The organism is Haladaptatus rarus, from assembly GCF_054177585.1.
In genome coordinates this window covers 124142-148176 of sequence record NZ_JBPEHG010000009.1, presented here as the reverse complement: position 1 = coordinate 148176, position 24035 = coordinate 124142, and the positions used below count along the sequence as shown (strand labels likewise).

Below are 24035 nucleotides of genomic sequence, written 5' to 3'. Positions count from 1 at the left end.
AGGAAACGGCCCACAATCACAGGGCGACACGGGAAAATCCCAAAACGGGACGAATAGTTTCCCATCACTGCTACTTGCTTTGCTTGCCGTTGGGGGACTTCTTGGCCTGGGTACGATTGCTGGCTGGAAGTATCGTGATACTATTCGCTCGACCGTATTGAAACCAAACGAGCAAATCGACAGCTCGACAGGGAGGGATATCTTTGATTTCGTCACGCGAAATCCAGGGACGAATATGGCATCCATCGTGGAGCATCTGGAGATCAGTCAATCGATGGTGGAGCACCATCTTCGTAATCTCACCGCAGACGGGTTTCTCGATACGCAATCGGTCCAGGGATCGAGTCGATACTTCGTGGCAGGGAGCGATGGTCGATATGATGGCTCGGTCGTTGCCGCGTTCCGGAACGAGGCGTTGCGTGAACTCATCGATACGCTTCATCAACACGGCCCACTGTCTGAAGCGAAATTGAGTGAGATCACTGAGACAGACCAATCGACGATTTTGCGTCAGTTAGACGCTCTTGAAGAGAGCGGCATCATCAACAGGGTTTCTGATGGGAATCAAATAAAAAATGAGCTTACTATTGACTTACCACCAAACAGCTAATTGTTGGAGCTATTCAGGAGTAGAACGGTGCTCATACGCCTCAATAGCTGCGAGTGTAACTGGATGACTGGCCGAGTTCGTAGTCGTCGCGCTGGAGCTCCGTCACGTACGTCTGTCCGTGTTCTCACCGTTATTTAATTTCTATTATGAAAAGATGTGCATGTCGTCGTGATTTCTCCTATGACTGAAGTCATGGGCATTCTTCTGCGATCTTATAACTACCACCGCCAACCGTTAGCTGGTCGTGGTGGTAGTCATGGTCGATGCCTCTTCGCCCCCTGCATCCAGGGTTGTTACGAGGTCGAACGCTTGTGCTTCGTCGCCGGCCTCCAATAGACCGACTGCGAACGCCGACACGACCGTGCCACCGTCAAGCGTCACATCGAACGTCGCGACAGCCTCGTTCTCTCCGGCTGGTCGAACTTCGATGGAGTACGATCCGGCAGGCACGTTGACGTAGTCACTGGCATTGCCGAATTCGAGTCCCTCAATGAGGACGTCACCGTCTGCCGCGATATCGACTGCGGGTGCATCGGGTGAGAGATGAACTACTCGCAAACGAGCCTGATCCCCTGACTGCGTCTCGTTGTTGTCGTCGAACAAGTACGTTTCGGGGCTATCGACCGTGCCTGCTGCCGCAATCGTTGAATCTGTGTTTGCTTCGAGCGTTACCTGTTCTTCAATAACCGCACTCCCCTGGCCTTGTCCTGCGGGCGCGACCTGAACGGTGTGATTTCCTGGTTTGAGTTCGAGGTAGTCGCTGACAGTTTTAAATTCCACACTCTCCAGAACACGCTCTCCGTCAACGAACACGTCGACTGCCGGCGCGTCGGGGATGGCGTGGATGATTCGAACACGAGTGACCTCCCCGCCGCTCGTCGTAGTCGTTTCTTGTGCGCTCGAAACCCCACCGAAAATGGTGAGTCCACTCGCGCCGATGGCTCGAAGGACTCGTCGTCGTGTCTGTGTCATCTTTATTTCCCCCATGGACGACACCACTGGTTGGTAAAAAAGAATTTTGCCCAACGGGTTCGACCGGGTTCACATCGCTATGAAGCAGTTATCCAGCCAGTGCCGTTCCGCGAATAGTAGTATGCTCTCGGTCGACTATCGATGTGTACCATGAGCGAGAACGATAGACGCCTCGTTGCTGGCTGGCACGGGCGGTACTTCGAGGATTTCACCGTGGGCGACGTGTACAAACACCCGTTTGGAAGAACAGTAACCGAGACGGACAACGTCTGGTTCACGAACGTCACGATGAATCGTAACCCGATGCATTTTAACGAAGCATACGCCGCCGAGACGGAGTTCGGCGAACGACTGGTCGACGGGACTTCGTCATCGCCCTCGTAGTCGGAATGGGTGTCATCGATATCTCAGTCAACGCGACGGCAAATCTCGGTTATGACGAGGTTCGCCATCACGCTCGCGTCTTCCACGGTGACACCATCTTCGCGGAGACCGAGATACTAGAGAAACGTGAAAGCGGATCCCGTGAACACATCGTAATCGTCACGACGGAGCCCCGTGCATTTAATCAAGACGGCGATTTGGTGCTCTCACTCAAACGCACACCGATGGTACTCAAATGAGCATTCGCACAACCAAGCGCAGAGGTTCCTCCGGGGTGGCCTGAGGGCGTTGGGACTCAATCGGATGATCTCGATTCGTCGTGAATTCTGACGACGACTGACACTCAACAGGACGCCTTCGAAATCGATAAGCGCGGTCACAATCGTGGGATCGGTGTCAATCCGAGGGTTGCGAAATCGTCCGGGTCGTACGTCAAAATGTACTCGGCGTTTTCACGGCGGGCCTGGATGCTTATCAGATGGTCAGTAAACGACAGTGTGTGGTCGTCGTACGCGCAAAATTGCTCGCCAGCTGCCCAAAAGAGGTCGTCTGATATGCTCAAGATATGGATTGCCTCCGAGTCACGGAGCGTCTCGAACGCCCGTGTTGCCGTCGTATGGTTAACGTGGGAGTCGAGCAGGGTTAGCAGTTCGTCAACGACGTACTGATTCGTGAGTAGTGGTCGATACGATAACTCCGGCAGTGCCTGCATGAACTGCGTCACTTCCTCTGTGACTGGCGACTGGGTGTCAAAGTACGGATACAAGCCGCTGGTATCGAGAAAGAGGGGTGTCGCGCGTTGCCCTGGTGGCGCGAATCCCGGCGGGACGGGCGGCGAGTCGCCCTCGTCACTCATGGTCATTCCCATGTGGGCGCTCGTAGAGTGCATCGTCAAGCTCGTCCGGGGCGAGCGGCTCACCGCGCCGGCCTTCATTGAGTGCTGCCATCTCATCGGCGACTGTGAAGAGGGGGTCGCTCGGGTCTGGCGCATCATGGGCGTCGATGTATTCGGCAGCGGCTTCGCGCAGTGCCTCTTTCAGTGATTTCCCTTCTTCCTGTGCGAGACGGCGAAAGCGGGCGTATTCGGCGGGACTGAGTTCGGTTTGAACGACTTTTGTGTCGTCATCAGTGTTCGACATGTCCATGGACACCTCCATGTCCATGTTATAATGCGCAGTCAGGATACAAAAACGTGCCTTCTCTCACCGCTCTTCCAGCCACCACAAGGAGCGGTTCAGCGACGTGACGTTCGAGTTTCGAGAATGCGTCGTATCCGAGTAGCGACTGCTGGAACTTACACTCACCGGCAGTCAGGGTGTCTCCCGCGGAGAGGCCCATGACGTCGAACTTGTGTTCACCGTACCACCACTGCCCGGTCTGCGTGATCGTGTCCTCCGGGTACAGCGACCGAAGTGCCGAACAACACAGCTCTTCGAACGACCGGCTCACGAAATCGGCCAACTCCGATTCGATGAACGCGCCGTATGCGTCGTCATACCGTTGATGATCCGTGAAACCGACGCGCGGATGCGCTGATTCAGTGATCCAGATTCGACATTTTTTGCATGCTGCTTGCCAATAACACAAGTAAGAATCACGCTGTCATGGAGTAATTGATCGGTGAATAATTTTGATATTATATTTTCAGACACCTCATAACAATTGTTAGGGTGAACAAAAAATGGATCATGGTATCGAATAAAACCAGTAATCGGCAACTATATGTGAGTGGCATAACCGATCGGCGGGCGATCGGATTAATTCTTAGTGATAAACAATCTGATAGAACTGTGGCTCGGAATCGATACTCTGGTAGCTGCGGTGACACCAGGACCTCATCGAAGGAGGGGACGTGAATGCCCACCTACGACATCGTCGAACAGGGAGCGGATGATACTGGCCAGAACGCTATCGACCCCATTCTCGGTGATCTCGTCGGGAGTGATACGACTATCGTGTTCCCCCCGGGCACCTACAAACTCAACGAACTCGTGGTGCAGTCCGGCACCGACGACCTCGAACTCATCGCACCGGACGGTGCACGGCTAGTGCCTGGTCGGTCAGGCGACAATATCAGATGGTTCGACGTGTACTCGAATGGATTCGTGCTAGACGGGTTCGAACTCGATATGCGGAACTCGGCGGTGCCACCGTTCGTGCGAATGAACTCCAGCGCAGGCGACTGGGAACTCAGACGACTCATCACCCGTGGAAAAGTTCGGGCGGCTACTGACACGGATATCGGGTCGAACAACTCGAGCGATGCACGGACATACTTTCGATTATCGTCGGCAGCGGGCACCCGTGGTCTTTTACAGGATTGCTACTTTCACGAGGGGTCGTGTGAACCGACTGAGGCGAGTAATCGTCGAGCGATCCTGGTCGAATCATCGAAAGGTGCGCTCACGTTCAACCGCTGTTGGTTCGAGTTGTGGGGCGAGAACACGATTTACGCCAAGAAACCCGAAGGAAAGCTTAAAATTCTAAACTGCTTCGTTCGTAACTCGCAGGTCGGGATACGACTCGGTGGTAACACAGATGTTCGTAACTGTGTCTCGATCAAAGATGCCCAGCACCCAATCCAAGCCTGGTCGGGCGGGTCGCTCCAACGAGGAGTGAACGTGGAGGCGACTGACCCGGCGAATTCGTCACAGGGAATTAACACCTATGACGGAACGCTCACCATCGCTGATAGTGACTTTTATCACCGCTACTTGGACAGCAGTTGCGGTGGGCCGATCACGGCCCCGACGCCGTGCCAGCGAATCGACGTCCAGCGGGTGCGAATCAGTTACGATTCGACGAAGAATCACGACGCCATCTACACGTACAATGGGACGATGAACGATGGCACGCCCGCGAATCTCGAGTACTTCCAACTCGAGGACGTGCACGTCCGCAACGACCACAACTCGGAATACGGCATCTACATTGGACAAGTTCCGGATACGTGGGGGACAGTGTCCGGTGTTATCGGCGGCAGCGGCCCGCAGACCAATTCGTCTTACATTCAGAATCACATGACCATCAACGGGAATCCTACCCCACCGGATACCACGCCACCGCTGCCGAGTCCACCACCACTTGGGGACATACCGATGATGCCGTCACAACTCGTCCGCATCGACAACACGGGCAATAGTTCGGAGACGACCTATCAGATCACTGCTGGCGAGTACGTTCTCCCGGCGGGAACCGACGGTGCGACGATCACGACAGAATGGGGTCCGGACGGTGGGCCGAGACGGCCACCGAATTCGGCCGTCGCCACTGGCACGGTTCCAGCAGGAAAGGCGTACGCCTTCTATGTGACTGGTGGTATCGTCTCGATCGAAACGACTGGCCCAGCGACCGTGACTGTCGATGGGGAACCATATGGCAATGCAACGCCGAGCGTCTCGTGGGCGAATCCAACGGATGGAGCCACCGTCAGCGGAACGGTCACGCTCCAAATCAACGCCACTGACGCCGAGGACACGGTTGGATCGCTCGCCGTCGAATACCGAATCGACGGTGGGACGTGGAATACGGCGACGTGGAACGCCGGAAGTGGGTACTACGAAGGCTCTTGGGATACCGCAGACGTGGCAGATGGCGTTCACTCGCTCGATGCCCGAGCAACGGACAGCGACAGCAACGTCTCGACCACGTCGATCACCGTATCGACCGAAAACACGGATAACGCACCCACGGTCACCTGGGAGAACCCGACCGACGGGGCTACCGTGAGCGGTTCGACGACCCTGCAAATCGCGGCCGGTGACGACCGCGACGCCACGGGCTCGCTCACGGTCGAATGGCAGTTCGACGGTGGCGCATGGCGATCCATGTCCTACAATTCGACCACCGGATACTACGAAGACAGTTGGGATACAACGGCTGTCGCCGACGCCGACCACACCCTAACAGCACAGGCGACCGACTCCGCGTCCAACACGAGCGCGGCGTCCGAAATCACGGTGACCGTCAGCAATACCGGCACCCCCCCGTCGATCGATATGTTCATCATAACCGATCGAAGCAACCCACGCTGGAATTGGTTCAGGGTCGATTGGAGCGTCTCGGACGCGAACGGTGACCTCTCGTACGTGTCCATTGAACTGCTCGATGGGAGTGGTTCCGTGCTGGATTCGGCCACGACCAACGTGAGTGGATTTACAGCCGCCGGAAGCACCGACGTCCGGACGACGAGTAACGCCGCCGAAGTCGTATTGACGGTTACTGACGATGCCGAGAACGAGACTACCGACTCGAAAATTCTATGACGGGAGTCCCGGCCACAAACATGGTGGCCGGTACCACCTTTCCACCGCCCGCTGGATCATAGGCGATAGCCACCGATACAACTGCCGTACTCACGAGTAGCCGTATCGCGTCAGTCCTGAACTGTGTCACTTCGGGACGTCCACAACCGCGTCCGTTTGGATGTTCGTGGGAGCGGTGTTACCTTCTCGGGCGTGATTATGCTCCGGCCACGCTACTCTCCGGCAGCCTCGTCTGTGGCCGGGGTATCGTTCGGGTTGTGATTCGACACCTCACCGGGAAGCTCAACGTCCGCTTTCAATACGAGGCGCGTCTCTCGATACCGTAACCCATCCTTGGATCGCTTTCGTTTGGTCATCCCCAGTCGATGCATCGAGAGTTCGTGCATCGCGTCCATGGTTCTACGAGCGAGTTCCTGGGAGTACTTCTTGCTCACGCCGGACTCTTTCAGGCGAATCCACTCGGCGAGATCTGAAGCATCGAGATAGGTACGAATCTCGCCACTGCCCGTCGACCATAACGAATAGCGACCGGCGTCATCGCGTTCACGCCACGCCTTGCTTGCCAGTTCGTCGGGCTTGCGATTCGTGACGGATGCGAGCATCTCGTCGTCGTAGCGAGCGAGTCGTTGCAGTGGGAGGAGGTCGGCCGTCGAATGGGCGACTGTGCCGCCCCGATCGAGCGCATCCTCTTCACCAGGGAGTCGGAAGTAGGTTTGACCATCGTCTTTCGTGATACGTTCGAGGGTGTTACCTTCGACGGTGATGCGATTCTGGTCGACGTTCTCGGCGAGGAGATGGGCACCTTTCTCGAGTTCGCGTGCTTGCAGCTCGTCGACACGGTCGTTGCATGCCTCCGTTTTGCGGGTAATTGCTTCCCGATGGGCCTGTGCTTTGGTTGTCGTGGTTTCGAGCTCCTCGATTCGTTCGTTTTGCTGCTCGACGGTCATCTGAAGGGCATTGATTCGCTGGTTTTTCTGTGCGAGTTCCGCTTCAACTTCGTCAATGTGGTTGTCTTTCTGTGTGAGTGCCTCGTCAAGATCGTCGAGCTGCGCGTTCTTCTCAGCCACGTCCGCTTCGAGGTCGGCGATACGGTTGGTGAGTCCCTGGACGTACTCGGCAAGCTCGCTGACCGAAATCCCGTCTTCGGTGACTGCGGCCGCTCCGACCGGAGTGGTGTCACTCATTGACCGTCACCTCCTCGGGTCCGGCTGTGTTGGGGCGGTGGAGGGAGTTGCCATGGCAGCCACTCCGGACGACGATGTCGACATCGACGGTACCGTCTGGGAAGCAGAACCGACAGGGGTCGAAGAACGCGAGCAGCCCGTCAGAGACGGGGGTAGTTCGCCACGTGGTCTCTGGATTGTGTGTTTTGACCGAGCAATCGGGGAGAGGTGTCGCAGTAGTCGGGTCGTGGGACTCGCTCATTTGTCCCGCCCCTGCTGTACGTCGGTGACACCGGCTGGCTGGTGGTCGGTGTGTTCACCCGTGGTGTGGGTGTCGGCGGGGCGCGTGACGGTCTCGATCGTGGCGTGTGTGCGCACCCACGCGTACTTGCCATTTGGTGTGAGTTCGTAGCGGTCGAGTCGGTGTTGGGTGTGGTCGTACGCGTCGTAGTAGGTGCAACAGAGGCGGTACAGGTCGTTGCTGGGAGTCGCGAACAGCAGTGTGTGGTGGCCGGGTTCTGGCCCCCAGTGGGTGTGGGTTGGGTCTGAGTGGTCGTGGTCGTAGATGACGCCCGTGAGCGTGCGTTTGGTGGTGGTGACCTGGATGGGGTCGGTTGCTTCGAGGGAGAGGATGGTTTCCGTGGGAGGGGTGGAGTCGGTCATTGGACCTCACCCCTCGACGGGTGTGCAAAACGAGGTGTCGTGAGTTGGTAGGTGCTTTGCGAGTGCTGCGGCTCTCGGACGGGACACTTTTGTCCCGCGTGCGTGTAGAGGGGCATGCGGTTTCGTTCCTAACGACCGCACGACGGGCGCGTGCTGGTACCACGCGCCTTTTGGATTTCTGTGGCTAATCGCCCGTCGAGCAGTCGTTAGTGTACACGATGAAAGGGACCATATTAAGTCTTGTCTGTAAATACTGATATCAAAGTCTGGATTTACGAACACAGGATGATACTTCCGGAGAAACTAAACCTAATGTCTGGAATCACTATGTGAATGCGCAAGCGGGCGAAATGGATGAATGAGAAGGACGATATCATCCTTGAGTTACTACAAGAAACTGGGCTCGCATTGCCAGTGACGCCTATTCATGAAAACCTTCGTCTGCAGGGTCATGATTTCACACGGAGGACCGTTCGGCGACGGTTGAAGGGGTTAGAATCGCATGGCTTAGTTAATTCGCTACTCGGTGAGAAAGGCTACTACCAGATTACCGAACAGGGAGAGGCATACCTCAGTGGGGAATTAGATGTGAGTGAATTGAATCCAAATGACTGATACAACGATTAGTCGTTGTTAGTAACGGTTTTACGCCACCAAACGACACTCCGTGGCCCAAGCTTCACTTTTTCAATTTCACCTTCACCTGCTAATCGTTCAAGCCGTCGATGGGCTGTCTCACGTTTCTGGTTGAAGCGAACTGCGACCTCATTAGCACTGTGAAATGGCCGATCACCACTCTCGAAAAACCGGATAATCTCCTCATCAGATATCTTGGAGCTATATTTTCCAGTCTCTGAGTTCCTTGCCATAGATTCCAGTTAGAGGGTTGGACACTTAAATCCGCGTACTCATTGGTACACCGGTATATTTATCACCGCGTAACCATTAGTACATGGTAAGGAAGGACGGTTCCCTCAGGGACGTAGAATCGTCCCGGGTGTTCCAGCACCCGGAACCGGTCTTCCTGACTAGGGTGAAAGACCAATGCAAGCTACGATACGCGCTAATGAAAAGTGTTCCGACGAACAGGAGTGTAACTAACCATGGGGTGCAAACAATGCGGCTGCACCACCCCTCGCTCGCGACTCTGCAAACAGTGCGACCAATTCGAACACGCAACACTGCCGAGCGAGATCGAGTGGAGCAACGAACCGAACTGTCCTGAGTGCAGCGGCATCACGAGCGGTGAAGGCGTCGTCTGCTACAAGTGTCGGTGAGTGCGGGACGGAATCAATCAACAAACTGTCTATGCACATTCGGAAGTGATTGGGCAGGCATGGCTTGGCGTCACGTCGCTCTGTGCTGCACAAACCACGTGGCTTTGCATGACGAACGTCGAGCTAGTTGAGAAGAATTACCGGAAAAAAGGGTGCCATCGAAGTTGTGCAGCAGGGAACGCGAGGGGGCCATAATCAAGCTCGTTCACTTTGTCCTCACGTTACGGCTCTGGATCATGATGCTGGCAGGCCATTCCAGGAATCGGCACTACACACTGACACCGCCCAGGCCCACTCCGACGTGGCTGCCCACAGATCGGGCGCCCATCCTCATTTTTCGGATAGTCTTCGGCGTTAGTCCAGCACTGAGAACCCATTAGATCCACCAATCAATGCAAAGGAATCAATCGAATTGGCATAAGTCTCGTGGCCTCGGTTGTGGATTGCCGCTTTCACTCTGGACCGCGACCGTTTCGTTTGCAGAGGGAAGGAAACGTGACTGGACACCGTATAAATAAAAGATGATATACTGAAGGCTAGAATTGAGCATAATCGTATGTGTTTGAATAGTGTAATGAGCGCCGAAAAAGTCAACGAGGGAAGTAGCACCAGTCTAGAGATGTGCCCGTGGTGTGAAGAAATTATCGAACAACAAACTAATGATGTCACCATCGGATCACCCGACTCTCTCCCACCTTCTTACACATGGCACCTCCACACTGAGTGTGCCGCCGAATGGCGCGAGTACGTGACCCACCTTCGGACGCTCTCCGGTCGTGGCGCATTTCGAACGCTCGTCGAAGAACCTCTGCTCGGCGACGTGAATGAGATGATTGAGTGGAACGACTCGTAGGGTCGGCAACTGGCAGTCTTGAAATCGTCGCTGAACTCTGTAACTGCTGTCCTCGCTTCTTTGAATATGATTGGTCGAACTGATAACATCTTCTCCCCTGTTTTCAAACAGCGAAAATCCCGCCGTTTACGGTAGGTGAGGACGTCATCGCAGACAAGCAAATCGTTTCTCGAATTGGTTTATTAGACCCAGTCCTCGTCCCGATCGCTAATATCTACCGTCCCGTCGCTCTCTACTCGAATTCGCTTACCTCGATAGTTGAATACTACGTGCTGAGTAGACTGTGCCCGATCACGTATTGAGGAGGTTAATAATGAGTCAAGTGCTTCTGGGTCGATAACGTCGTATAACGGTGGTTCAAGTGCTGTCGGTTCGACTTCCTCGTAAGCTGCAAGCTTCATTAACACTTCCAGACTTGGCTTGGATCGTCCTATGGGTGTATCTTGGTCCATGATGTTTCAGCCGTTGGTATTCAGTGAAGTAGATGACAAATAGTAGCCTCATCGTTTTCCCTATTGAACTAAATAAACGAATAAAATGATGGTACCTGCATTCCAAACGAAATAATATCATTCTCATAATGAGTTTCGTTGGTTTGCCGAATTCACCGTGACTGGCCTGTAAATCGCACAGCCAACAACAAATTGGCCTATTCGACGGTCACGCTTTTCGCGAGATTCCGTGGCTTGTCGATGGAACGGCCTTTCTGATTCGCGACGTGATAGGCAAACAATTGAAGATACACGTTCGCAACGACCGGTTCCATCAAGCCAACCTTCGGCACCTCAAACGTGACATCGAATACTGGATTCGGGTCAGTCTCTGAGGTCACTCCAATGGCGGGTGCCCCCCGTGATTCGACCTCCTTCACGTTGTGTAGCGTCTCGTCAGCACTCGTTCCCTCGGTCAAGATAGCGATTACAGGCGTGTTCTCCGTGACGAGTGCGAGCGGGCCGTGTTTGAGTTCACCGCCAGGAAAGCCCTCCGCGTGGTCGTAGGAAATCTCTTTGAGCTTCAACGCACCTTCGAGTGCAACCGGATGGCCGAGCCGCCGGCCGATAAAGAAGAACGCATCACTGTCGGCGAACTCTTCAGCAGTTTCACGCACGGTGGGCTCCGCATCCAGTACTTGTTGAATTGCACCTGGAACTGCGGACACCTCCTTCAAAATGGTCGATGCTTCGTTCGAGGAGAGAGCGTTGCGTTGTCGACCGAGATAGACAGTCAACAATGTGAGCGTCGTCACCTGCGAGGCGAACGTCTTGGTCGCAGCAACGCCAATCTCTGGGCCAGACCGAATGAAGAGCGTATCGTCTGCTTCGCGGGCCATCGTCGACCCGACTGTATTCGTTACAGCAAGCGTTCGTGCACCTGCGCCATCGGCTTTGCGAAGTGCGCGCAACGTATCGGCGGTCTCACCGCTCTGGGTGACTGCAACGACGAGCGTTCGCCACGGGTCACGGTTCCCTCGGAATTCGTACTCACTCCCAACGTGAACTGAAACGCGTACGTCCGCATGTTGTTCTAACAATTCAGCGGCGTACAAACCAGCGTAGTACGACGTTCCGCACGCAATGATCTGGATTTCATCGAGTGAGTTGCAGTACTCTTCGGACAATGATAGGTCGAGATCGACTGCCCCGGCGAGTTCGTCGATACGGCCCGAGAGCGCTTGTCGAACGGCGTGTGGCTGTTCGTGAATCTCCTTGCGCATGTAGTGTTCATAGCCACCCTTCTCGGCTGCATCAGCGTCAATATCGATAGTCTGCTGTTCTCGATCAACCAGCTGATCGCCATTAACGATCGTCACATCGTCTTCAGTGAGATATGCAATGTCACCATCTTCGAGGAATGTGACCGTCTGGGTGTGCTCGACAAAAGCCGTGATATCACTCCCGAGGAAGGTTTCATCCTCTGCGTGGCCGATCACGAGGGGACTATCCTGTCTTGCGGCGATGATGCCATCGTGGCCAACGGCAGTGACCGCGATTGCGAAACTCCCTTCGAGCATCGAAACAACTTCTTCGACGGCCTCACCAAGGTCATCGCCAGCTGCGAGCGCGTCTTCGATGAGATGGGCGATGACCTCGGTATCTGTTTCGCTCGTGAACTCGTGGTCGTCGCGGAGGTCTCGTTTGAACGTCTCGTAGTTGTCGATGATGCCGTTATGGACGACTGCTACTTGTCCCGTACAGTCAGTGTGCGGATGGGCGTTTGCGTCAGTAGGTGCACCGTGTGTACTCCAGCGCGTGTGGCCGATTCCACAGGTGGCATTCGGTATCGAGGGGATCGTGAGGTCGTCGATCTGACCACTTTTCTTGTGTACCTCCATTGAGCCATTCAGTAGCGCAACCCCAGCGGAGTCATAGCCGCGATACTCGAGATTCTTCAAACTCTGTGCAACGATTGTCGAGCAATCGCCATCTCCGATATAGCCTGTTATTCCACACATGAATTACCCTCGCTGCACGAACGCGCCATCTTCGATCTGTCCGCTGACAATCGTACCACTATCTGCGGTCACACCCTCGCCGATGATGGTACCCGGTTGCACCGTAACATTACCCCCCAGGCGAGCGTTATCACCGATGAGGCCACCGAATGTCACGTCTCGATAGACTTCATCTTCGAGGGTGATGTCGGCGCTCCCACCCTCGATAGTGGTATTCGCGCCGGTTGTGGCGTTTGCTCCAACGATACAGTCTCGGATGATGGCACCAGGGCCGATCGTGGCATCCGGGAAGACCACAGCGTCTTCAATTACGGCGTTTGATCCGATGGTGACGTTCTCACCGATGGACGTTCCACGGAGCACGGCTGCACCAGGTTGCACTGTTACGTTCTCATCCAGCACAACGTCATCATGTACGATGGCGTTTGATGCAACGTGTGCCGATTGGCGAGCGTCTGATTCAGGAGAGGTGTGTTGCTGATCTAGGACGTAGTTATTGAGCCAGAGAATATCCCATGGGTAGGAGACGTCGCCCCAAAGGCCATTGCACGGAACCGCCTGGATTGGGTGAATCTCCGATTGGGTCTGCAGCGTCGTCGTCAGTGCCTGTTCACCGTGACTCTCAGTCTGGCGAATCGCCGCAAAGATTTCTGGACCGAATGCGTACACACCGGCATTAATTTGCTTTGACGACGTTGTCCCGGGAATCGGCTTCTCAATGATCTCGGTGACGGTCTGGCCGTCGAGTTCGACGACACCAAATCGGTTTGGCATTTCAACGCGCGTCACTGCGAGACACGACTCACCTGTTTGGCGGCGTTCGTCGATTAGATCCTCGACGACCTTTGATTCGATGTGCCGGTCGCCATTCAACACGATGAAATCCGAGTCGATATAGGGTTCCGCCTGGAGGAGGGCATGCCCAGTTCCTAGCTGCTTCTCTTGAATGGCGTACGTGATATCGACGTTCCAGTGGTCGCCATCGCCGAAGTGGTTTTGAATCCGCTCCCGGTGATAGCCGACGGCGAGGACGATTTCTGTAACCCCAGCTCCAGCAACCGCTTCGATAACGGACTCGAGCAGTGGTTTGTTCCCGACCGGGAGCATTGGTTTCGGTCGATGATTGGTGAGTGGTCGCAGTCTCGACCCCTCACCGGCAGCGAGAATAACTGCTTTCATGGAGGCTATAACTTGAACGGTGGTGTATAACACTTACTATTAAAAATTCTACTGGTTGGCTGTGTGTCTGAGTTATCTTCAATATTGGTTCCCGTCCTGTATTTTAATTATGATAAATTGACAACCTATGTCGCACAATATGCTCTGCAACCACTAGACGAGGCTGTATTATGCTGAATGCATCTTCCCATTTTCTCACTATGCACACGGTATTTTACCTCGTTTCTCCTAGGTGCGTTTGAAACAGATTCCAGTAGTGCAAATAGAAAAGTCCAATAATTTATTTGTCGGAATGAGAAGGGCACCGTATGCCCACTCCTGATCGACGGACCGTTCTTACATCGCTCAGTACCCTGACTCTCATTAGCCTCGCTGGCTGTTCGTTTCTTCCATCTGAGCGGCTTCCGGCCGGGAGTCTTGTGTTTGAGAATCAGCACGATCTTCCGCACTTAATTACCGCTCAAGTAACCGGCGTTGGTGCAGAACCAGGAGAGGAACCCGAATCCCCTCAGGGCGACGTCATCGTGCCACCCTCTCAGCGGTCCCTGTCGGCGTCAACAGTCCTCAAACCGGGTGAACGCCAGACGTATAAGAGTGTCTTCACGGAGTCTGTCTGGTACAGCGTCCGGTTCACAGTCGACAATCGGGAGCCGGCTAATGATGCAGGTGTGATAACGTTCAACCCTGCACCACGCGACCGCGCGTACGGGACCTTTCTCTCTGGGAGTGTTTATCAGTCGGGTGAGTTTTCGTGGGTGGTCAGTGGGACGAAGAACGCCGGTTCGTTTGAGTTCGGAACGACCACGACAGGGACCTGAATCGTCGCCATCGCCAGACTAAAATATCCCGACGGATCGAGTAATCAGATATCAAATGATTATGAATAGGAATTTTTCAACAGAGCATTGGTTCTAACCCTCAAATATTTTACAAAACTTTCACATAGGCCCATTCTATCACATAGACACATACACACTCGTAGTTCCGCTGGAACTCTAAGCAAAGAAACCCTGAACGAGTAAGCGAACAACTGTTCTATTCAGATCCCATGACACGATACGACGATCTATTCGATGATACCACGCCCACAGATAGTGTTTTCGACGATAAGGGTGTGCTCGATCCATTGGCGAAACCGGACAAAATTATCGCTCGCGACGAACAAGAGCGGCAACTTGCGACGATCCTCAATGGGGTTCACGAAGGATATCTGCCCACGACGGTGTCGATCTATGGGCCACCCGGTACAGGGAAGACGACGACAACACGACGGGTGTGTCGCGAATTCGCTGATCGAAATGAACAGGTTGCCGTCGAGTACGTTAATCTCAAAGAGTGTCGAACGCTGTTTAGTGCCGCCAATGAGATTCTGCTTGAGGTAACGGGCGAGCGGAAGAAGGCCTACGAAGGGTTCGACGGTGTCTTTGCCAGTCTCTGGGAGGCGCTCGAAGACTATCCGGAATACACGATCCTTCTCCTGGATGAGATCGATCAGCTCGCCCAAGACTCGAACTACGATCCAAACGACTTCTTCTATCGCTTATTGCGTGGTGAAGGCCGGCTCAAACGCGACATTTCGCTATCGACGTTCCTCATCAGTAACGAACTGCTGGAAGTGGATCTCCGTCTCGACAGTCGCGTTCAGAGTGCGATGAGCGATGAGCAGATATTCTTCCCGCCGTACACGCAGTCACAGTTAGATGAAATGATGGCTCCACGTCTTCAACGTGCGTTACGTGAGGATGCATTGTCGGATGACATATATCGCTATAGCCTCCAACAAGCAGCGATACGATGGGGTGATGCACGGAAGACATTGACACTTTTCAGGCACGCAGGCGAGACGGCAAACGAACGAGAACTTGATGCCATCACCCGTGACTGTATCGAGGTCAATCTTAAACAGACAGACAAAACAGCCATTCTTGACCGGGTTAAGCAGCTTCCATTCCAACACTTTCTCGTCTTGATGTCGATTACCGCCTGGACGAATCGGCAAACGGGTGAGATCGTCCAACCGGTTACGTTGGCACAGGTTGAAGAGTCGTACTCTATGTATTCGCTTCCGGAGGGGGTTTCCATCGGTTTGCGTGCAATGCGCGATGTCGTGACCGATCTAGAGACAATGGGTCTCGTCGAAACGTGGATCGATTCGCGTGGCCGTTATGGGCGCGTGAAGCAGATTGAAACAACGTTCGACCCCGAGTGGGTCACGGATGTCAAATCACAGTATTTCGAGCGATTCAATAATCTGCCGTGTTGAATAGATGCTGAGTCACGGTTAGAGTGGCTCACAGAGCGGTTCTATGTTCGAGATGGCGAACATAAGGACGATTTCACGGAACTGTCGATACCAGCCGAGCGCTCGCACGGCGTCGCCGAGCGAGCGCTTCGTTGACGAGTACGATGTTTCGGCCATCCAGCGCTGAGAGTAGCCTTTTGCCCGGATGAGTGCGTTATGTCCTAGCGTCAACGGTCTCGATCCACGCTGTAAGATGAGTGGCTCGACACCCAGCGCGTAGAACTCGTAGTTCGTGATCCAGTTGTGGAAGGCTTTGTCAGCTGCCACCGAGAGCAGGTCGTCCGCGTTCCGGCGGACGACCTGCGGCCCGGTCTTCGTATCGTGTTTCCACCGCGCTGAGATATGGACGTCAAGAACGGCAAGCGACTCTCTGTCGGTTAATGTCGTCACTTTCAGCGTCTGTACGGTGCTTCCAGATCGCTGACGGTAGTACGTCGAGGCTGAGCGGCGGTCGAAGAACGTGCTGTCGAGTGCGACGTGGCCAGACTGCGGGTGTTGCTGCGCGGAAACGCGCAGCAGCGCCCGCCATACCCACATTTTCAGCCGGTCGAACGATTTGTAGATCGTCGTGTATTCCGGCAGATCGTCCCGATCTAAGCCAAGTACGTCACGAATCTCGGCCATGTACTCAAGCCGATTCGGCGTTTCACGGTAGCTGTGGTCCTCTTCGAGCCGAAAACAGTGCAGGACGACATGGACCCAGCGGGCGAACCCGCCGCTGGCGGGCTCGCCCGCGTGCTTTCCCAACGCTTGTTTGGCTAGGTAACGACACTGCTCAACGAAGTCGAGGAGATCGACCTCCATGGATAGAGTCGAATTCCTCGACTTCACCTTTCTAACCCGCGATATCAGCCGATTAGATCGCTATTCAACACGGCACAATAATCATATGCGTCAGTCAGAGTCTGAATAGGAGATTTGGATGACCGTTTATAACACGCGACTGAGAGCTGCCGATTCTGGAATGGTTGACAATAACAGATGCTGATTGCAGCAGTCGTTAATTAGGACTCCTTGTCTCGAGCGGTAGCGTTGAGTGCCACGACGCCCCTCAGGACTCTCCCTAAACAAGACGGCGGTGCTAAAATCGCCCACCGATTCAGTCGTCAAGGCCAACCGTGTGTGCACTAACGACACCTCTATTGGGTTTGAGGAACTTCAGTATCCACACTCGCTTTTCTGTGCAATTCCGGATGCAACGTCCATGGTGCCACAGAGTCCACCAGCGAGAGTCAGAAAAATGCCAGTAACGGGTTCTGCGGTTCCAGCTCTACCATCTTCCCTGTGAGTTCTATCGAGAAAACCAGCAAAAATTACCCCATCAATGGGTTCTTGATTGATAAATAAATTTGATAGTTTATCTTCAGACACCTCATAACAATTGTTACGATACAGAATAATTGAGGTATGGTTTCGAGTAAAAGCTTCGCTCAGCGAACGCATACAGTTGGCACTACCGATTGGGGAACGTATGACAGACCTCTCGATGGCACGCAATCACAAACATCCGTGAACAGCCGTCGATCTTTGGGTGTCGGAGTCGACTTTTGGAGATCATCAAGGGGGGATATGTAAATGCCGACCTACAACATCGTCGACGAAGGTGCAGACGATACCGGAGAGGATGCCATCGACCCCGTACTTGGGGATCTCGTCGGGAGCGATACGACCATCGTGTTCCCGCCGGGAACGTACAAACTGAACGAACTCGTAGTGCAATCTGGCACCAACGATCTCGAACTCATCGCACCGGACGGTGCACGCTTGGTGCCCGGTCAGTCAGGCGACAGCATCCGGTGGTTCGACGTGTACTCGAACGGGTTCGTGCTAGATGGGTTCGAACTCGATATGCGGAACGTACCCGTTCCCCCATTCGTGCGAATGAACTCGAGTTCGGGGAATTGGGAACTCAGGCGACTCATCACCCGTGGAAAAGTTCGGGCGGCCACCGACACGAACGTAGGATCGGGCAACTCGGGACAAGCTCGGACGTACTTCCGGTTGTCGTCAGCGGAGGGGACGCGTGGGCTCTTACAGGACTGCTATTTCCACGAGGGGTCGTGTGAACCAGACGAAGCGAGTAACCGCCGAGCGATCCTGGTCGAATCCGGCAAGGGTGCGCTCACGTTCAACCGGTGTTGGTTCGAGCACTGGGGCGAGAACACGATTTACGCCAAGAAAGTCGAAGGACGGCTCAAAATCCAGAACTGCTTCGTTCGTAACACGCAGAATGGGATGCGCCTCGGGGGTTTCACCGATGTTCGCAACTGCGTCTCGATCAAAGACGACCAACACCCGATCCAAGCCTGGTCCGGCGGCTCGCTCCAACGCGGCGTGAACGCTGAGGCGACCGATCCTGCGGATCCGGACGCGGGGATTAATAGCTACGACGGCACACTCCTGATCGCCGATTGTGACTTCTATCACCGGTATCTCGACAGCAGTTGCGGTGGGCCGATCACAGCACCGACGCCGTGTCAGCGTATCGACGTCCAGCGGGTGCGAATCAGTTACGATTCGACGAAGAATCACGACGCCATCTACACGTACAATGGGACGATGAACGATGGCACGCCCGCGAATCTCGAGTACCTCCAACTCGAGGAGGTTCAGGTCACCAACGATCACAATTCGGAGTACGGCATCTACATCGGGCAGGTGCCGGACGCGTGGGGAACCGTGTCTGGCGTTATTGGGGGCAGTGGTCCGCAAACCAACTCTACGTATATCGGGAATCGAATGACGACGAATGGTGATCCGACACCACCAGATACTACACCACCAATGCCAAGTCCCCCACCACTTGGTGAGGTTCCAATGATGCCTTCACAGTTGGTTCGTATCGATAACACGGGCAATAGTTCGCCGACGACGTATCAGATCACCGCTGGCGAGTACGTTCTCCCGGCGGGTACCAATGGTGCGACGATACCGATTGAGTGGGGGCCAAACGGCGGCCCAACACGGCCACCGAATGCGGAAGTCGCTAGTGGTACGGTTCCAGCAGACAAAGCGTACGTCTTCTACGTGACCGGCGGTATTGTCTCGACGGAGGCAGAGGGTTCAGCGACCTGGACGGTTGATGGAGAGGTGTACAATCCGGGTGCAGAAGATGTACTCATGACGAACACTATTTCTAGCAATCAGGCGAGCAGAGATCAGTGGCACCAGGTCGATTCAGTCGTACAACCGACTGATATTGCTATCGCAAAGCCACTCTCATTTAATGGCCTCGCTCCGGCTCACATCCGCCTCCAAAACATCGCTGAGGGTAACTTCGAGTACAAGCTCGAAGAATGGGAGTATCTCGATGGCTCGCATGCCGCCGAGACATTTCACACACTCGCTATGCAACCAGGTGAACGTGAGTTGCAACTTGGCGATGGTACGTCCTATCGGGTGAAAGCTGGAACTGTCTCAGCCCAAACCGAGTTTATTATAGTTCCACTCGACGACTTCTTTGGCACGGAAACACCGGTCGTTCTCGCACAGTCACAGACGTTCAATGGTAACGACCCAATTGTCTCGCGATTACAAAACGTCTCGAGTGGGTCGTTCGAGGTGCGCGTCCAAGAAGAGGAAGCCTCTGATGGCACGCATCCAAATGACGAGACTGTCGGCTATATTGCGCTCCAGCAAACCACCGCCCGACTCGATGGAACACCGTTCGAGGTACAACGAACCGGGCCAACAGTCACTAATGAATGGTCTCGTATCACCTTCCAACAAAAGTATGAAATACCACAGTTCATCGCGGACTTACAGACGTTCAACGGTCTCGATACGGCAAATCTACGTTATCGGAATCTAACTGGAACGGATGTCGAGGTCAAGGTCGAAGAGGAGCGAAGCGCTGACTCTGAAACGAATCATGTCTCAGAAGTGGTTGGGTACGCCGTCTTCGAAAACTCCGTATAAGGAGTGTCGTTGAAATATCGCTCTTCTGTAGCGTAACGGAACCAGGAATATTAGTGCCTTCTCCGAGGCAGGAACGGGTATGTCCAATGAACGCCCTGCTTTCGTCAGGGGGCTTGAGGAGCTTGTTGAACTTGGAGTCCACTACTCGAAACAGTTCGGTATCGAGGCGAGATATCGCTTGTCCGAGCAAGCGATCGCGACGACAACAACACGAGACACCACGGTGAGACTCTTGTATGTCGTGGTGAGTCTGCTGTTGCAGAATGTCTGGCGGTATCTGCACTACGAATACTTGGCGACACCCGCCATCGGCGGGTGTCGCCTCTGGTGGTGGCCGTACAAGGAGTTCGTCAATATGGTTCGGCGGGCTGCGTGGACGGCCCTTGCGGTGCGTCGGGGCGTCCCAGTGAACCAACCACCGGACGACCGGTTCCACCGGTAGTCGCCGGTCAAGCATGCCTCTTCGTGAGTGGCAACGCTGTCGCGTCGGCGGCTGAGCGCCGCCGACAGCGACAGCTCCCCCTTCTCTTGGCGGAGCTCACACACTAACGGCGGTTCGTCAAGAAGGACTGGTGGGCTCAGACCAAGTTAGGTGGTGATGCTTTGTGAGGTACTGATTCTTCTTATATACGAGACTGAACTTTAGTATCATGTATTGAACTTGTATACGGGTGAATTTACACTTTCTAACAGTCATCCATAAGTACAAAGAGAGACCAGATTGACTGTGATCAGCGTTCCAGACCGAATCTCTTCCAAACACCTGTATGGGTTAGCTGCCATTATTTCGGTTCTATCCCTTATCGGGGCTTTTATTGCTCCATCTTTGATTGTTTCATACCCACTTGCTGCGGCAGGCATTGCCTGTCTACTTTTCTTAGTTACTGCTTTCCCACCGTTTACTGGGCGGAACCTACAGAGCCCCCCACCTAGACTCTTGACAGCCGGTTCGATTTTAGGCATCGCTTCAATCCCAACCATTCAAAGAATGTCATCTGAAGCAATACCGGATGTTTTCTATATTTTAGCCGCTGCAACATGTATCCTCATTACTGTTCGAATTCTCGTCAATGATAGTTCGCCAGCTAACACATTATTATTGATTTTTGTATTTTCTTTGATTCTTCGATCAACTTTCTGGTTCAGTACATCCGTGACTGGTCAAGATTCGATCTATCACATGGGGATCATTGGTTGGATTATTGAAACTGGGGATTTTCTTCCGGATAAAATAAGCTACTACTCAAACTACCCCGCCGCACACCATTTTGCAGCTGTGGGAGCTATTATTATGGGACTCAGTAACCGCGATCTTGGTGAGCTTAAATTGGGTACTTTTCTCACACTCAGCTTCGCACAAACACTCGGAATTCTGTTTTCATATTGTATAACATCACGACTCGTATCTGGAGAGAGAATTCCCCTCCTTGGAGCACTGGTTTTCGGAATTTCGACGGGGCCAATGATAATGGGTGCAAACCCTATTGCACAATCCGTTGCAACAACTCTTGTTGCCGGAGTAATTTGGATACTTACAACTTCACCGGATAAACGGATATTCCTTATTTTTATTCTACTCTCATTCGTCGCAGTAATAACACACAATCTCGCACCGATAGTCATTGCTGGGACATCAATCGTTGTTGTCCTATCTAGACGTATTGTCCATTGGTCTGGAGAGAGAGAAACGTCTAACCACCTCCAGAGTTTTCCCGCCCCCGATATTTTCACTGTATTTCTAATTGGAATTACTGGTATTTATTATTGGATTCAAGTTGGATACTTTAGATATCAAGTTGTCCGAGTCGCAACAATTATTTCTTTCACGGGTACCGGGTCAGACGCGATTTCTTCGACAAATGCTGCTGAACCACCACAAATTGAAGTTTTCAACTATGTTTTGCCAGGGGTACTTATGTGGGCCGCCCAATTACTTGTCTTAATTATTTTAGTCGGATTGGGAATTTGGATTGTACTGGACATACATATCCGTGACCAGAAGAAGTCAGGGAAACTCCCAGATTATTGGACACTGGTTACCGTGATCCTTTTCGGCTTGTTTGCTGTTGCCTATGCGATTGGTGGCTCTGGTCCAGTCACACGTTCACTACCGACCGTGACACTTGTGGTTATTCCACTTGTTGCCTTCGGACTTATGCGTCTAATGAACGCATCTCAGGTCGGGTCGCTTCTGGGGATATCATTGGTATGTGCTGTTCTTGCTTCGAGTATCCTAATGCCCGGTCTTGCATACCCGAGTCGAGAACCAGGAGACTTCCGTCCGATGGCAACAGAAAACGAGGTGTCAGGGGTTATATTTGTCCACAAATACGTCCCTGGCAGAACCAGCGCAGATAGTTATATATCAAATTATGACTATTGGAATCAGGTAGCAAAAGGTAATAGTTCAGGGGCCGATTTAGAGCCATTATATAATCATTCAAATTTATCCTCATCAAAAAATTATATAAATGAAACTAGTTCTAAAGAAAGTTTGATATTTCGGAAGAATAATGATGAAGTCTTCGAAATTCATCCACCAAAATACTGGTCAAAAGTATATAATTCTGATGGAGAGAAAGAATCAGGAATTTACTTACCCAAGTGAAACGACGAGTGCGAAATTACAACTAGTTACTCTCTCATCTCTCCCAAAGTACGCCTCTGCAATCAGTACCACCAGCTTGAGCACGAGCCTGCCCCGAGTGAGTGGAGTAAGTCTAACGAACTGGAGTGCCCAGGGTATATTGGTCTGACGAGTGTCGCTAGTTGTCCACTTTCTCTCAACAGCCCCGCAGCTGATACGTTGTAGGAATTAAACGGATAAATCAGGTACCTGATTCACACTGTGCAATTATAATTTTATATATAACAATATAACTTATCGAAAATTGATCACACTCTTGTAAGCTTCTCTAAATTTCTTTGTTTGCGTATCTTTGGTTAAATTCGAAGCGATTTCCCGACTTTTATCAGACATTATTTTTCGCTTCTCGAGAGGTTGATCGAAGTAATTTAGGATCGCATCGGATATCTCTACACTTGATGAAGGTACTACATTAGCACATTCAACCTGTTCTACTGCTTTCTTAGCACCAGTGGTATCGGTTACTATAGCTGGAATTCCCGCGGCCATAGCCTCGGTAACAGAGACAGCAAACGGATCGATTCGTGCTGGATGAATGTATAAAGAAGCAGTAGAAAACTCATCGGTTAAGTTCTTAACAAATCCTTCCAGATTCACTCCCGAAATCTTTTCAAATTCTACTGGATGATTCTTTCCGATTATACTGAGTTTAGCATTTGGATGGCGTTCCCGAACTCGTGGCCAGCTCTCGACGAGTTGATTGACCCCTTTGTGGTCACGAGCAACGCCAACAAATACGGCATGATTTGAGTTCAAATCGGGATCGCATTCTAAAAGCTGACAATGCAGGTTTTCGTTGAGGTGAGGAGCTACGGCGCGAATTATCTTATTTGGATATCTGATACGAAAATAATCTGCGAGAAAGTCTGAAACGGCGATTATCCCATCACAATAACGCAAAAGTGCTGATTCGGTACGACATTCCAATCTTCGATGTAAATTTCGAACTGCTTTCGATATGCCGCCTGGCTGGATATGAATATTAGCACCAAGGATCTTATGATGGCTTGCAAGTAGAATCAGTGGTTGATTTGGGTATTGCCTTTTTATTTTTGGAGCAGTATACAGCACTTCACTATATTCTAAAATGATTGGCTGTTCTGCCAACTGTGGGAGATGCATTTGTTGTAATATCTTTCCACCAATAGTTTGATGACCAGCGGGCATGATCGATGGCGGTGAAACTCCAACAAACTCTGCATTAACCGCCTCGCCAAAATCACGATGCGCATAGTGATTACATGGACTTGACTGACCATAATCAGGATAAATGAATGTTGGACGAGGACACGAAGACATACCTAGTTCTCTCCAGACCCAACACAAATATGTATTGTTCTGGTTTATTTC

General features: G+C 52.8%; 20 protein-coding genes and 2 pseudogenes. 9 read left to right on the top strand and 13 right to left on the bottom strand.

What is annotated here, in order from left to right; all coding sequences use genetic code 11:
- Window positions 1-79 precede the first annotated feature (79 nt).
- Complete coding sequence (locus tag ACR3FE_RS18695; RefSeq protein WP_458208952.1) at window positions 80-610, top strand: ArsR family transcriptional regulator; 531 nt, start codon at window positions 80-82, stop codon at window positions 608-610.
- A gap of 234 nt (window positions 611-844) precedes the next feature.
- On the opposite strand, the gene ACR3FE_RS18690 is transcribed toward ACR3FE_RS18695, so the two are convergent.
- A complete protein-coding gene (locus ACR3FE_RS18690; protein WP_458208951.1) occupies window positions 845-1582 on the bottom strand; it encodes a DUF4397 domain-containing protein in 738 nt (245 codons plus the stop codon).
- Between the two features lie 141 nt (window positions 1583-1723).
- Here ACR3FE_RS18690 and ACR3FE_RS18685 point away from each other — a divergent pair.
- Window positions 1724-2289: pseudogene (locus ACR3FE_RS18685) on the top strand (MaoC family dehydratase).
- 53 nt (window positions 2290-2342) lie between these two features.
- Here ACR3FE_RS18685 and ACR3FE_RS18680 read toward each other — a convergent pair.
- Genes ACR3FE_RS18680 through ACR3FE_RS18670 form a run of 3 tightly spaced genes read right to left on the bottom strand, consistent with a single transcriptional unit; the run spans window position 2343 to window position 3553 of the window.
- Window positions 2343-2855 carry a type II toxin-antitoxin system VapC family toxin gene (locus ACR3FE_RS18680; RefSeq protein WP_458208950.1) on the bottom strand — a complete coding sequence of 171 codons (513 nt, stop codon included), beginning with the start codon at window positions 2853-2855 and terminating at the stop codon, window positions 2343-2345.
- On the bottom strand, window positions 2815-3105 hold the full coding sequence (locus ACR3FE_RS18675; RefSeq protein WP_458208949.1) for a ribbon-helix-helix protein, CopG family: 291 nt from the start codon (window positions 3103-3105) through the stop codon (window positions 2815-2817). Before ACR3FE_RS18675 ends, ACR3FE_RS18680 begins: the two co-directional genes overlap by 41 nt.
- Before the next feature lie 25 nt (window positions 3106-3130).
- Window positions 3131-3553 (bottom strand): DUF234 domain-containing protein, encoded by a 423-nt coding sequence (locus ACR3FE_RS18670; protein WP_458208948.1) that lies wholly within the window; start codon window positions 3551-3553, stop codon window positions 3131-3133.
- A gap of 269 nt (window positions 3554-3822) precedes the next feature.
- On the opposite strand from ACR3FE_RS18670, the gene ACR3FE_RS18665 reads away from it, so the two are divergent.
- A complete protein-coding gene (locus ACR3FE_RS18665; RefSeq protein ID WP_458208946.1) occupies window positions 3823-6231 on the top strand; it encodes an Ig-like domain-containing protein in 2409 nt (802 codons plus the stop codon).
- Between the two features lie 212 nt (window positions 6232-6443).
- On the opposite strand, the gene ACR3FE_RS18660 is transcribed toward ACR3FE_RS18665, so the two are convergent.
- The 3 genes from ACR3FE_RS18660 to ACR3FE_RS18650 are packed head-to-tail and all read right to left on the bottom strand — an operon-like array spanning window position 6444 to window position 8057.
- A complete protein-coding gene (locus ACR3FE_RS18660) occupies window positions 6444-7415 on the bottom strand; it encodes a DUF8008 family protein (RefSeq protein ID WP_458208945.1) in 972 nt (323 codons plus the stop codon).
- Complete coding sequence (locus tag ACR3FE_RS18655; RefSeq protein WP_458208944.1) at window positions 7408-7656, bottom strand: hypothetical protein; 249 nt, start codon at window positions 7654-7656, stop codon at window positions 7408-7410. Before ACR3FE_RS18655 ends, ACR3FE_RS18660 begins: the two co-directional genes overlap by 8 nt.
- Window positions 7653-8057: a hypothetical protein gene (locus ACR3FE_RS18650; protein WP_458208942.1), complete on the bottom strand. Its 405-nt coding sequence runs from the start codon at window positions 8055-8057 to the stop codon at window positions 7653-7655. The genes ACR3FE_RS18655 and ACR3FE_RS18650 overlap by 4 nt, the downstream gene beginning before the upstream one ends.
- Before the next feature lie 333 nt (window positions 8058-8390).
- Between ACR3FE_RS18650 and ACR3FE_RS18645 the strand changes: the two genes are divergently transcribed.
- On the top strand, window positions 8391-8672 hold the full coding sequence (locus ACR3FE_RS18645) for a winged-helix domain-containing protein (RefSeq protein WP_458208941.1): 282 nt from the start codon (window positions 8391-8393) through the stop codon (window positions 8670-8672).
- 1236 nt (window positions 8673-9908) lie between these two features.
- A complete protein-coding gene (locus ACR3FE_RS18640) occupies window positions 9909-10187 on the top strand; it encodes a hypothetical protein (RefSeq protein WP_458208940.1) in 279 nt (92 codons plus the stop codon).
- Window positions 10188-10369: 182 nt separating this feature from the next.
- On the opposite strand, the gene ACR3FE_RS18635 is transcribed toward ACR3FE_RS18640, so the two are convergent.
- The 3 genes from ACR3FE_RS18635 to ACR3FE_RS18625 all read right to left on the bottom strand — a co-directional run bounded on the left by ACR3FE_RS18635 (window position 10370) and on the right by ACR3FE_RS18625 (window position 13818).
- The gene (locus ACR3FE_RS18635) at window positions 10370-10639 is read right to left on the bottom strand and encodes a HalOD1 output domain-containing protein (protein WP_458208938.1); all 270 of its coding nucleotides are present in this window, start codon (window positions 10637-10639) and stop codon (window positions 10370-10372) included.
- A gap of 197 nt (window positions 10640-10836) precedes the next feature.
- Entirely contained in the window at window positions 10837-12639 is a 1803-nt protein-coding gene (gene glmS / locus ACR3FE_RS18630; protein WP_458208937.1) for a glutamine--fructose-6-phosphate transaminase (isomerizing), read from the bottom strand.
- Window positions 12640-12642: 3 nt separating this feature from the next.
- Window positions 12643-13818, bottom strand: a complete 1176-nt coding sequence (locus ACR3FE_RS18625; RefSeq protein ID WP_458208935.1) for a sugar phosphate nucleotidyltransferase — start codon at window positions 13816-13818, stop codon at window positions 12643-12645.
- Window positions 13819-14866: 1048 nt separating this feature from the next.
- Here ACR3FE_RS18625 and ACR3FE_RS18620 point away from each other — a divergent pair.
- Window positions 14867-16081 (top strand): Cdc6/Cdc18 family protein, encoded by a 1215-nt coding sequence (locus ACR3FE_RS18620; protein WP_458208934.1) that lies wholly within the window; start codon window positions 14867-14869, stop codon window positions 16079-16081.
- An 18-nt stretch (window positions 16082-16099) separates the two neighbouring features.
- Here ACR3FE_RS18620 and ACR3FE_RS18615 read toward each other — a convergent pair whose 3' ends face one another.
- Window positions 16100-16924, bottom strand: a complete 825-nt coding sequence (locus ACR3FE_RS18615) for an IS5 family transposase (RefSeq protein ID WP_458208932.1) — start codon at window positions 16922-16924, stop codon at window positions 16100-16102.
- A 354-nt stretch (window positions 16925-17278) separates the two neighbouring features.
- Window positions 17279-17491, bottom strand: a complete 213-nt coding sequence (locus ACR3FE_RS18610; RefSeq protein ID WP_458208931.1) for a hypothetical protein — start codon at window positions 17489-17491, stop codon at window positions 17279-17281.
- 204 nt (window positions 17492-17695) lie between these two features.
- Between ACR3FE_RS18610 and ACR3FE_RS18605 the strand changes: the two genes are divergently transcribed.
- The 3 genes and pseudogenes from ACR3FE_RS18605 to ACR3FE_RS18595 all read left to right on the top strand — a co-directional run bounded on the left by ACR3FE_RS18605 (window position 17696) and on the right by ACR3FE_RS18595 (window position 22646).
- Window positions 17696-20038: a hypothetical protein gene (locus ACR3FE_RS18605; protein WP_458208930.1), complete on the top strand. Its 2343-nt coding sequence runs from the start codon at window positions 17696-17698 to the stop codon at window positions 20036-20038.
- A 139-nt stretch (window positions 20039-20177) separates the two neighbouring features.
- A pseudogene (locus ACR3FE_RS18600) lies at window positions 20178-20480 on the top strand (ISH3 family transposase); the annotation flags it as partial.
- Between the two features lie 285 nt (window positions 20481-20765).
- Window positions 20766-22646 carry a hypothetical protein gene (locus tag ACR3FE_RS18595; RefSeq protein WP_458208929.1) on the top strand — a complete coding sequence of 627 codons (1881 nt, stop codon included), beginning with the start codon at window positions 20766-20768 and terminating at the stop codon, window positions 22644-22646.
- A 273-nt stretch (window positions 22647-22919) separates the two neighbouring features.
- On the opposite strand, the gene ACR3FE_RS18590 is transcribed toward ACR3FE_RS18595, so the two are convergent.
- Window positions 22920-23984, bottom strand: a complete 1065-nt coding sequence (locus tag ACR3FE_RS18590) for a glycosyltransferase family 4 protein (RefSeq protein WP_458208927.1) — start codon at window positions 23982-23984, stop codon at window positions 22920-22922.
- Window positions 23985-24035: the final 51 nt, after the last annotated feature.

Excerpts from the sequence above, each read along its gene's own strand:
- ACR3FE_RS18690 (WP_458208951.1), bottom strand. The coding sequence starts at position 1,582 with ATGACACAGACACGACGACGAGTCCTTCGAGCCATCGGCGCGAGTGGA.
- ACR3FE_RS18680 (WP_458208950.1), bottom strand. The coding sequence starts at position 2,855 with ATGCACTCTACGAGCGCCCACATGGGAATGACCATGAGTGACGAGGGC.
- ACR3FE_RS18675 (WP_458208949.1), bottom strand. The coding sequence starts at position 3,105 with ATGTCGAACACTGATGACGACACAAAAGTCGTTCAAACCGAACTCAGT.
- ACR3FE_RS18665 (WP_458208946.1), top strand. The coding sequence starts at position 3,823 with ATGCCCACCTACGACATCGTCGAACAGGGAGCGGATGATACTGGCCAG.
- ACR3FE_RS18660 (WP_458208945.1), bottom strand. The coding sequence starts at position 7,415 with ATGAGTGACACCACTCCGGTCGGAGCGGCCGCAGTCACCGAAGACGGG.
- ACR3FE_RS18655 (WP_458208944.1), bottom strand. The coding sequence starts at position 7,656 with ATGAGCGAGTCCCACGACCCGACTACTGCGACACCTCTCCCCGATTGC.
- ACR3FE_RS18650 (WP_458208942.1), bottom strand. The coding sequence starts at position 8,057 with ATGACCGACTCCACCCCTCCCACGGAAACCATCCTCTCCCTCGAAGCA.
- ACR3FE_RS18645 (WP_458208941.1), top strand. The coding sequence starts at position 8,391 with ATGCGCAAGCGGGCGAAATGGATGAATGAGAAGGACGATATCATCCTT.
- ACR3FE_RS18640 (WP_458208940.1), top strand. The coding sequence starts at position 9,909 with ATGAGCGCCGAAAAAGTCAACGAGGGAAGTAGCACCAGTCTAGAGATG.
- ACR3FE_RS18635 (WP_458208938.1), bottom strand. The coding sequence starts at position 10,639 with ATGGACCAAGATACACCCATAGGACGATCCAAGCCAAGTCTGGAAGTG.
- glmS (WP_458208937.1), bottom strand. The coding sequence starts at position 12,639 with ATGTGTGGAATAACAGGCTATATCGGAGATGGCGATTGCTCGACAATC.
- ACR3FE_RS18625 (WP_458208935.1), bottom strand. The coding sequence starts at position 13,818 with ATGAAAGCAGTTATTCTCGCTGCCGGTGAGGGGTCGAGACTGCGACCA.
- ACR3FE_RS18620 (WP_458208934.1), top strand. The coding sequence starts at position 14,867 with ATGACACGATACGACGATCTATTCGATGATACCACGCCCACAGATAGT.
- ACR3FE_RS18615 (WP_458208932.1), bottom strand. The coding sequence starts at position 16,924 with ATGGAGGTCGATCTCCTCGACTTCGTTGAGCAGTGTCGTTACCTAGCC.
- ACR3FE_RS18605 (WP_458208930.1), top strand. The coding sequence starts at position 17,696 with ATGCCGACCTACAACATCGTCGACGAAGGTGCAGACGATACCGGAGAG.
- ACR3FE_RS18590 (WP_458208927.1), bottom strand. The coding sequence starts at position 23,984 with ATGTCTTCGTGTCCTCGTCCAACATTCATTTATCCTGATTATGGTCAG.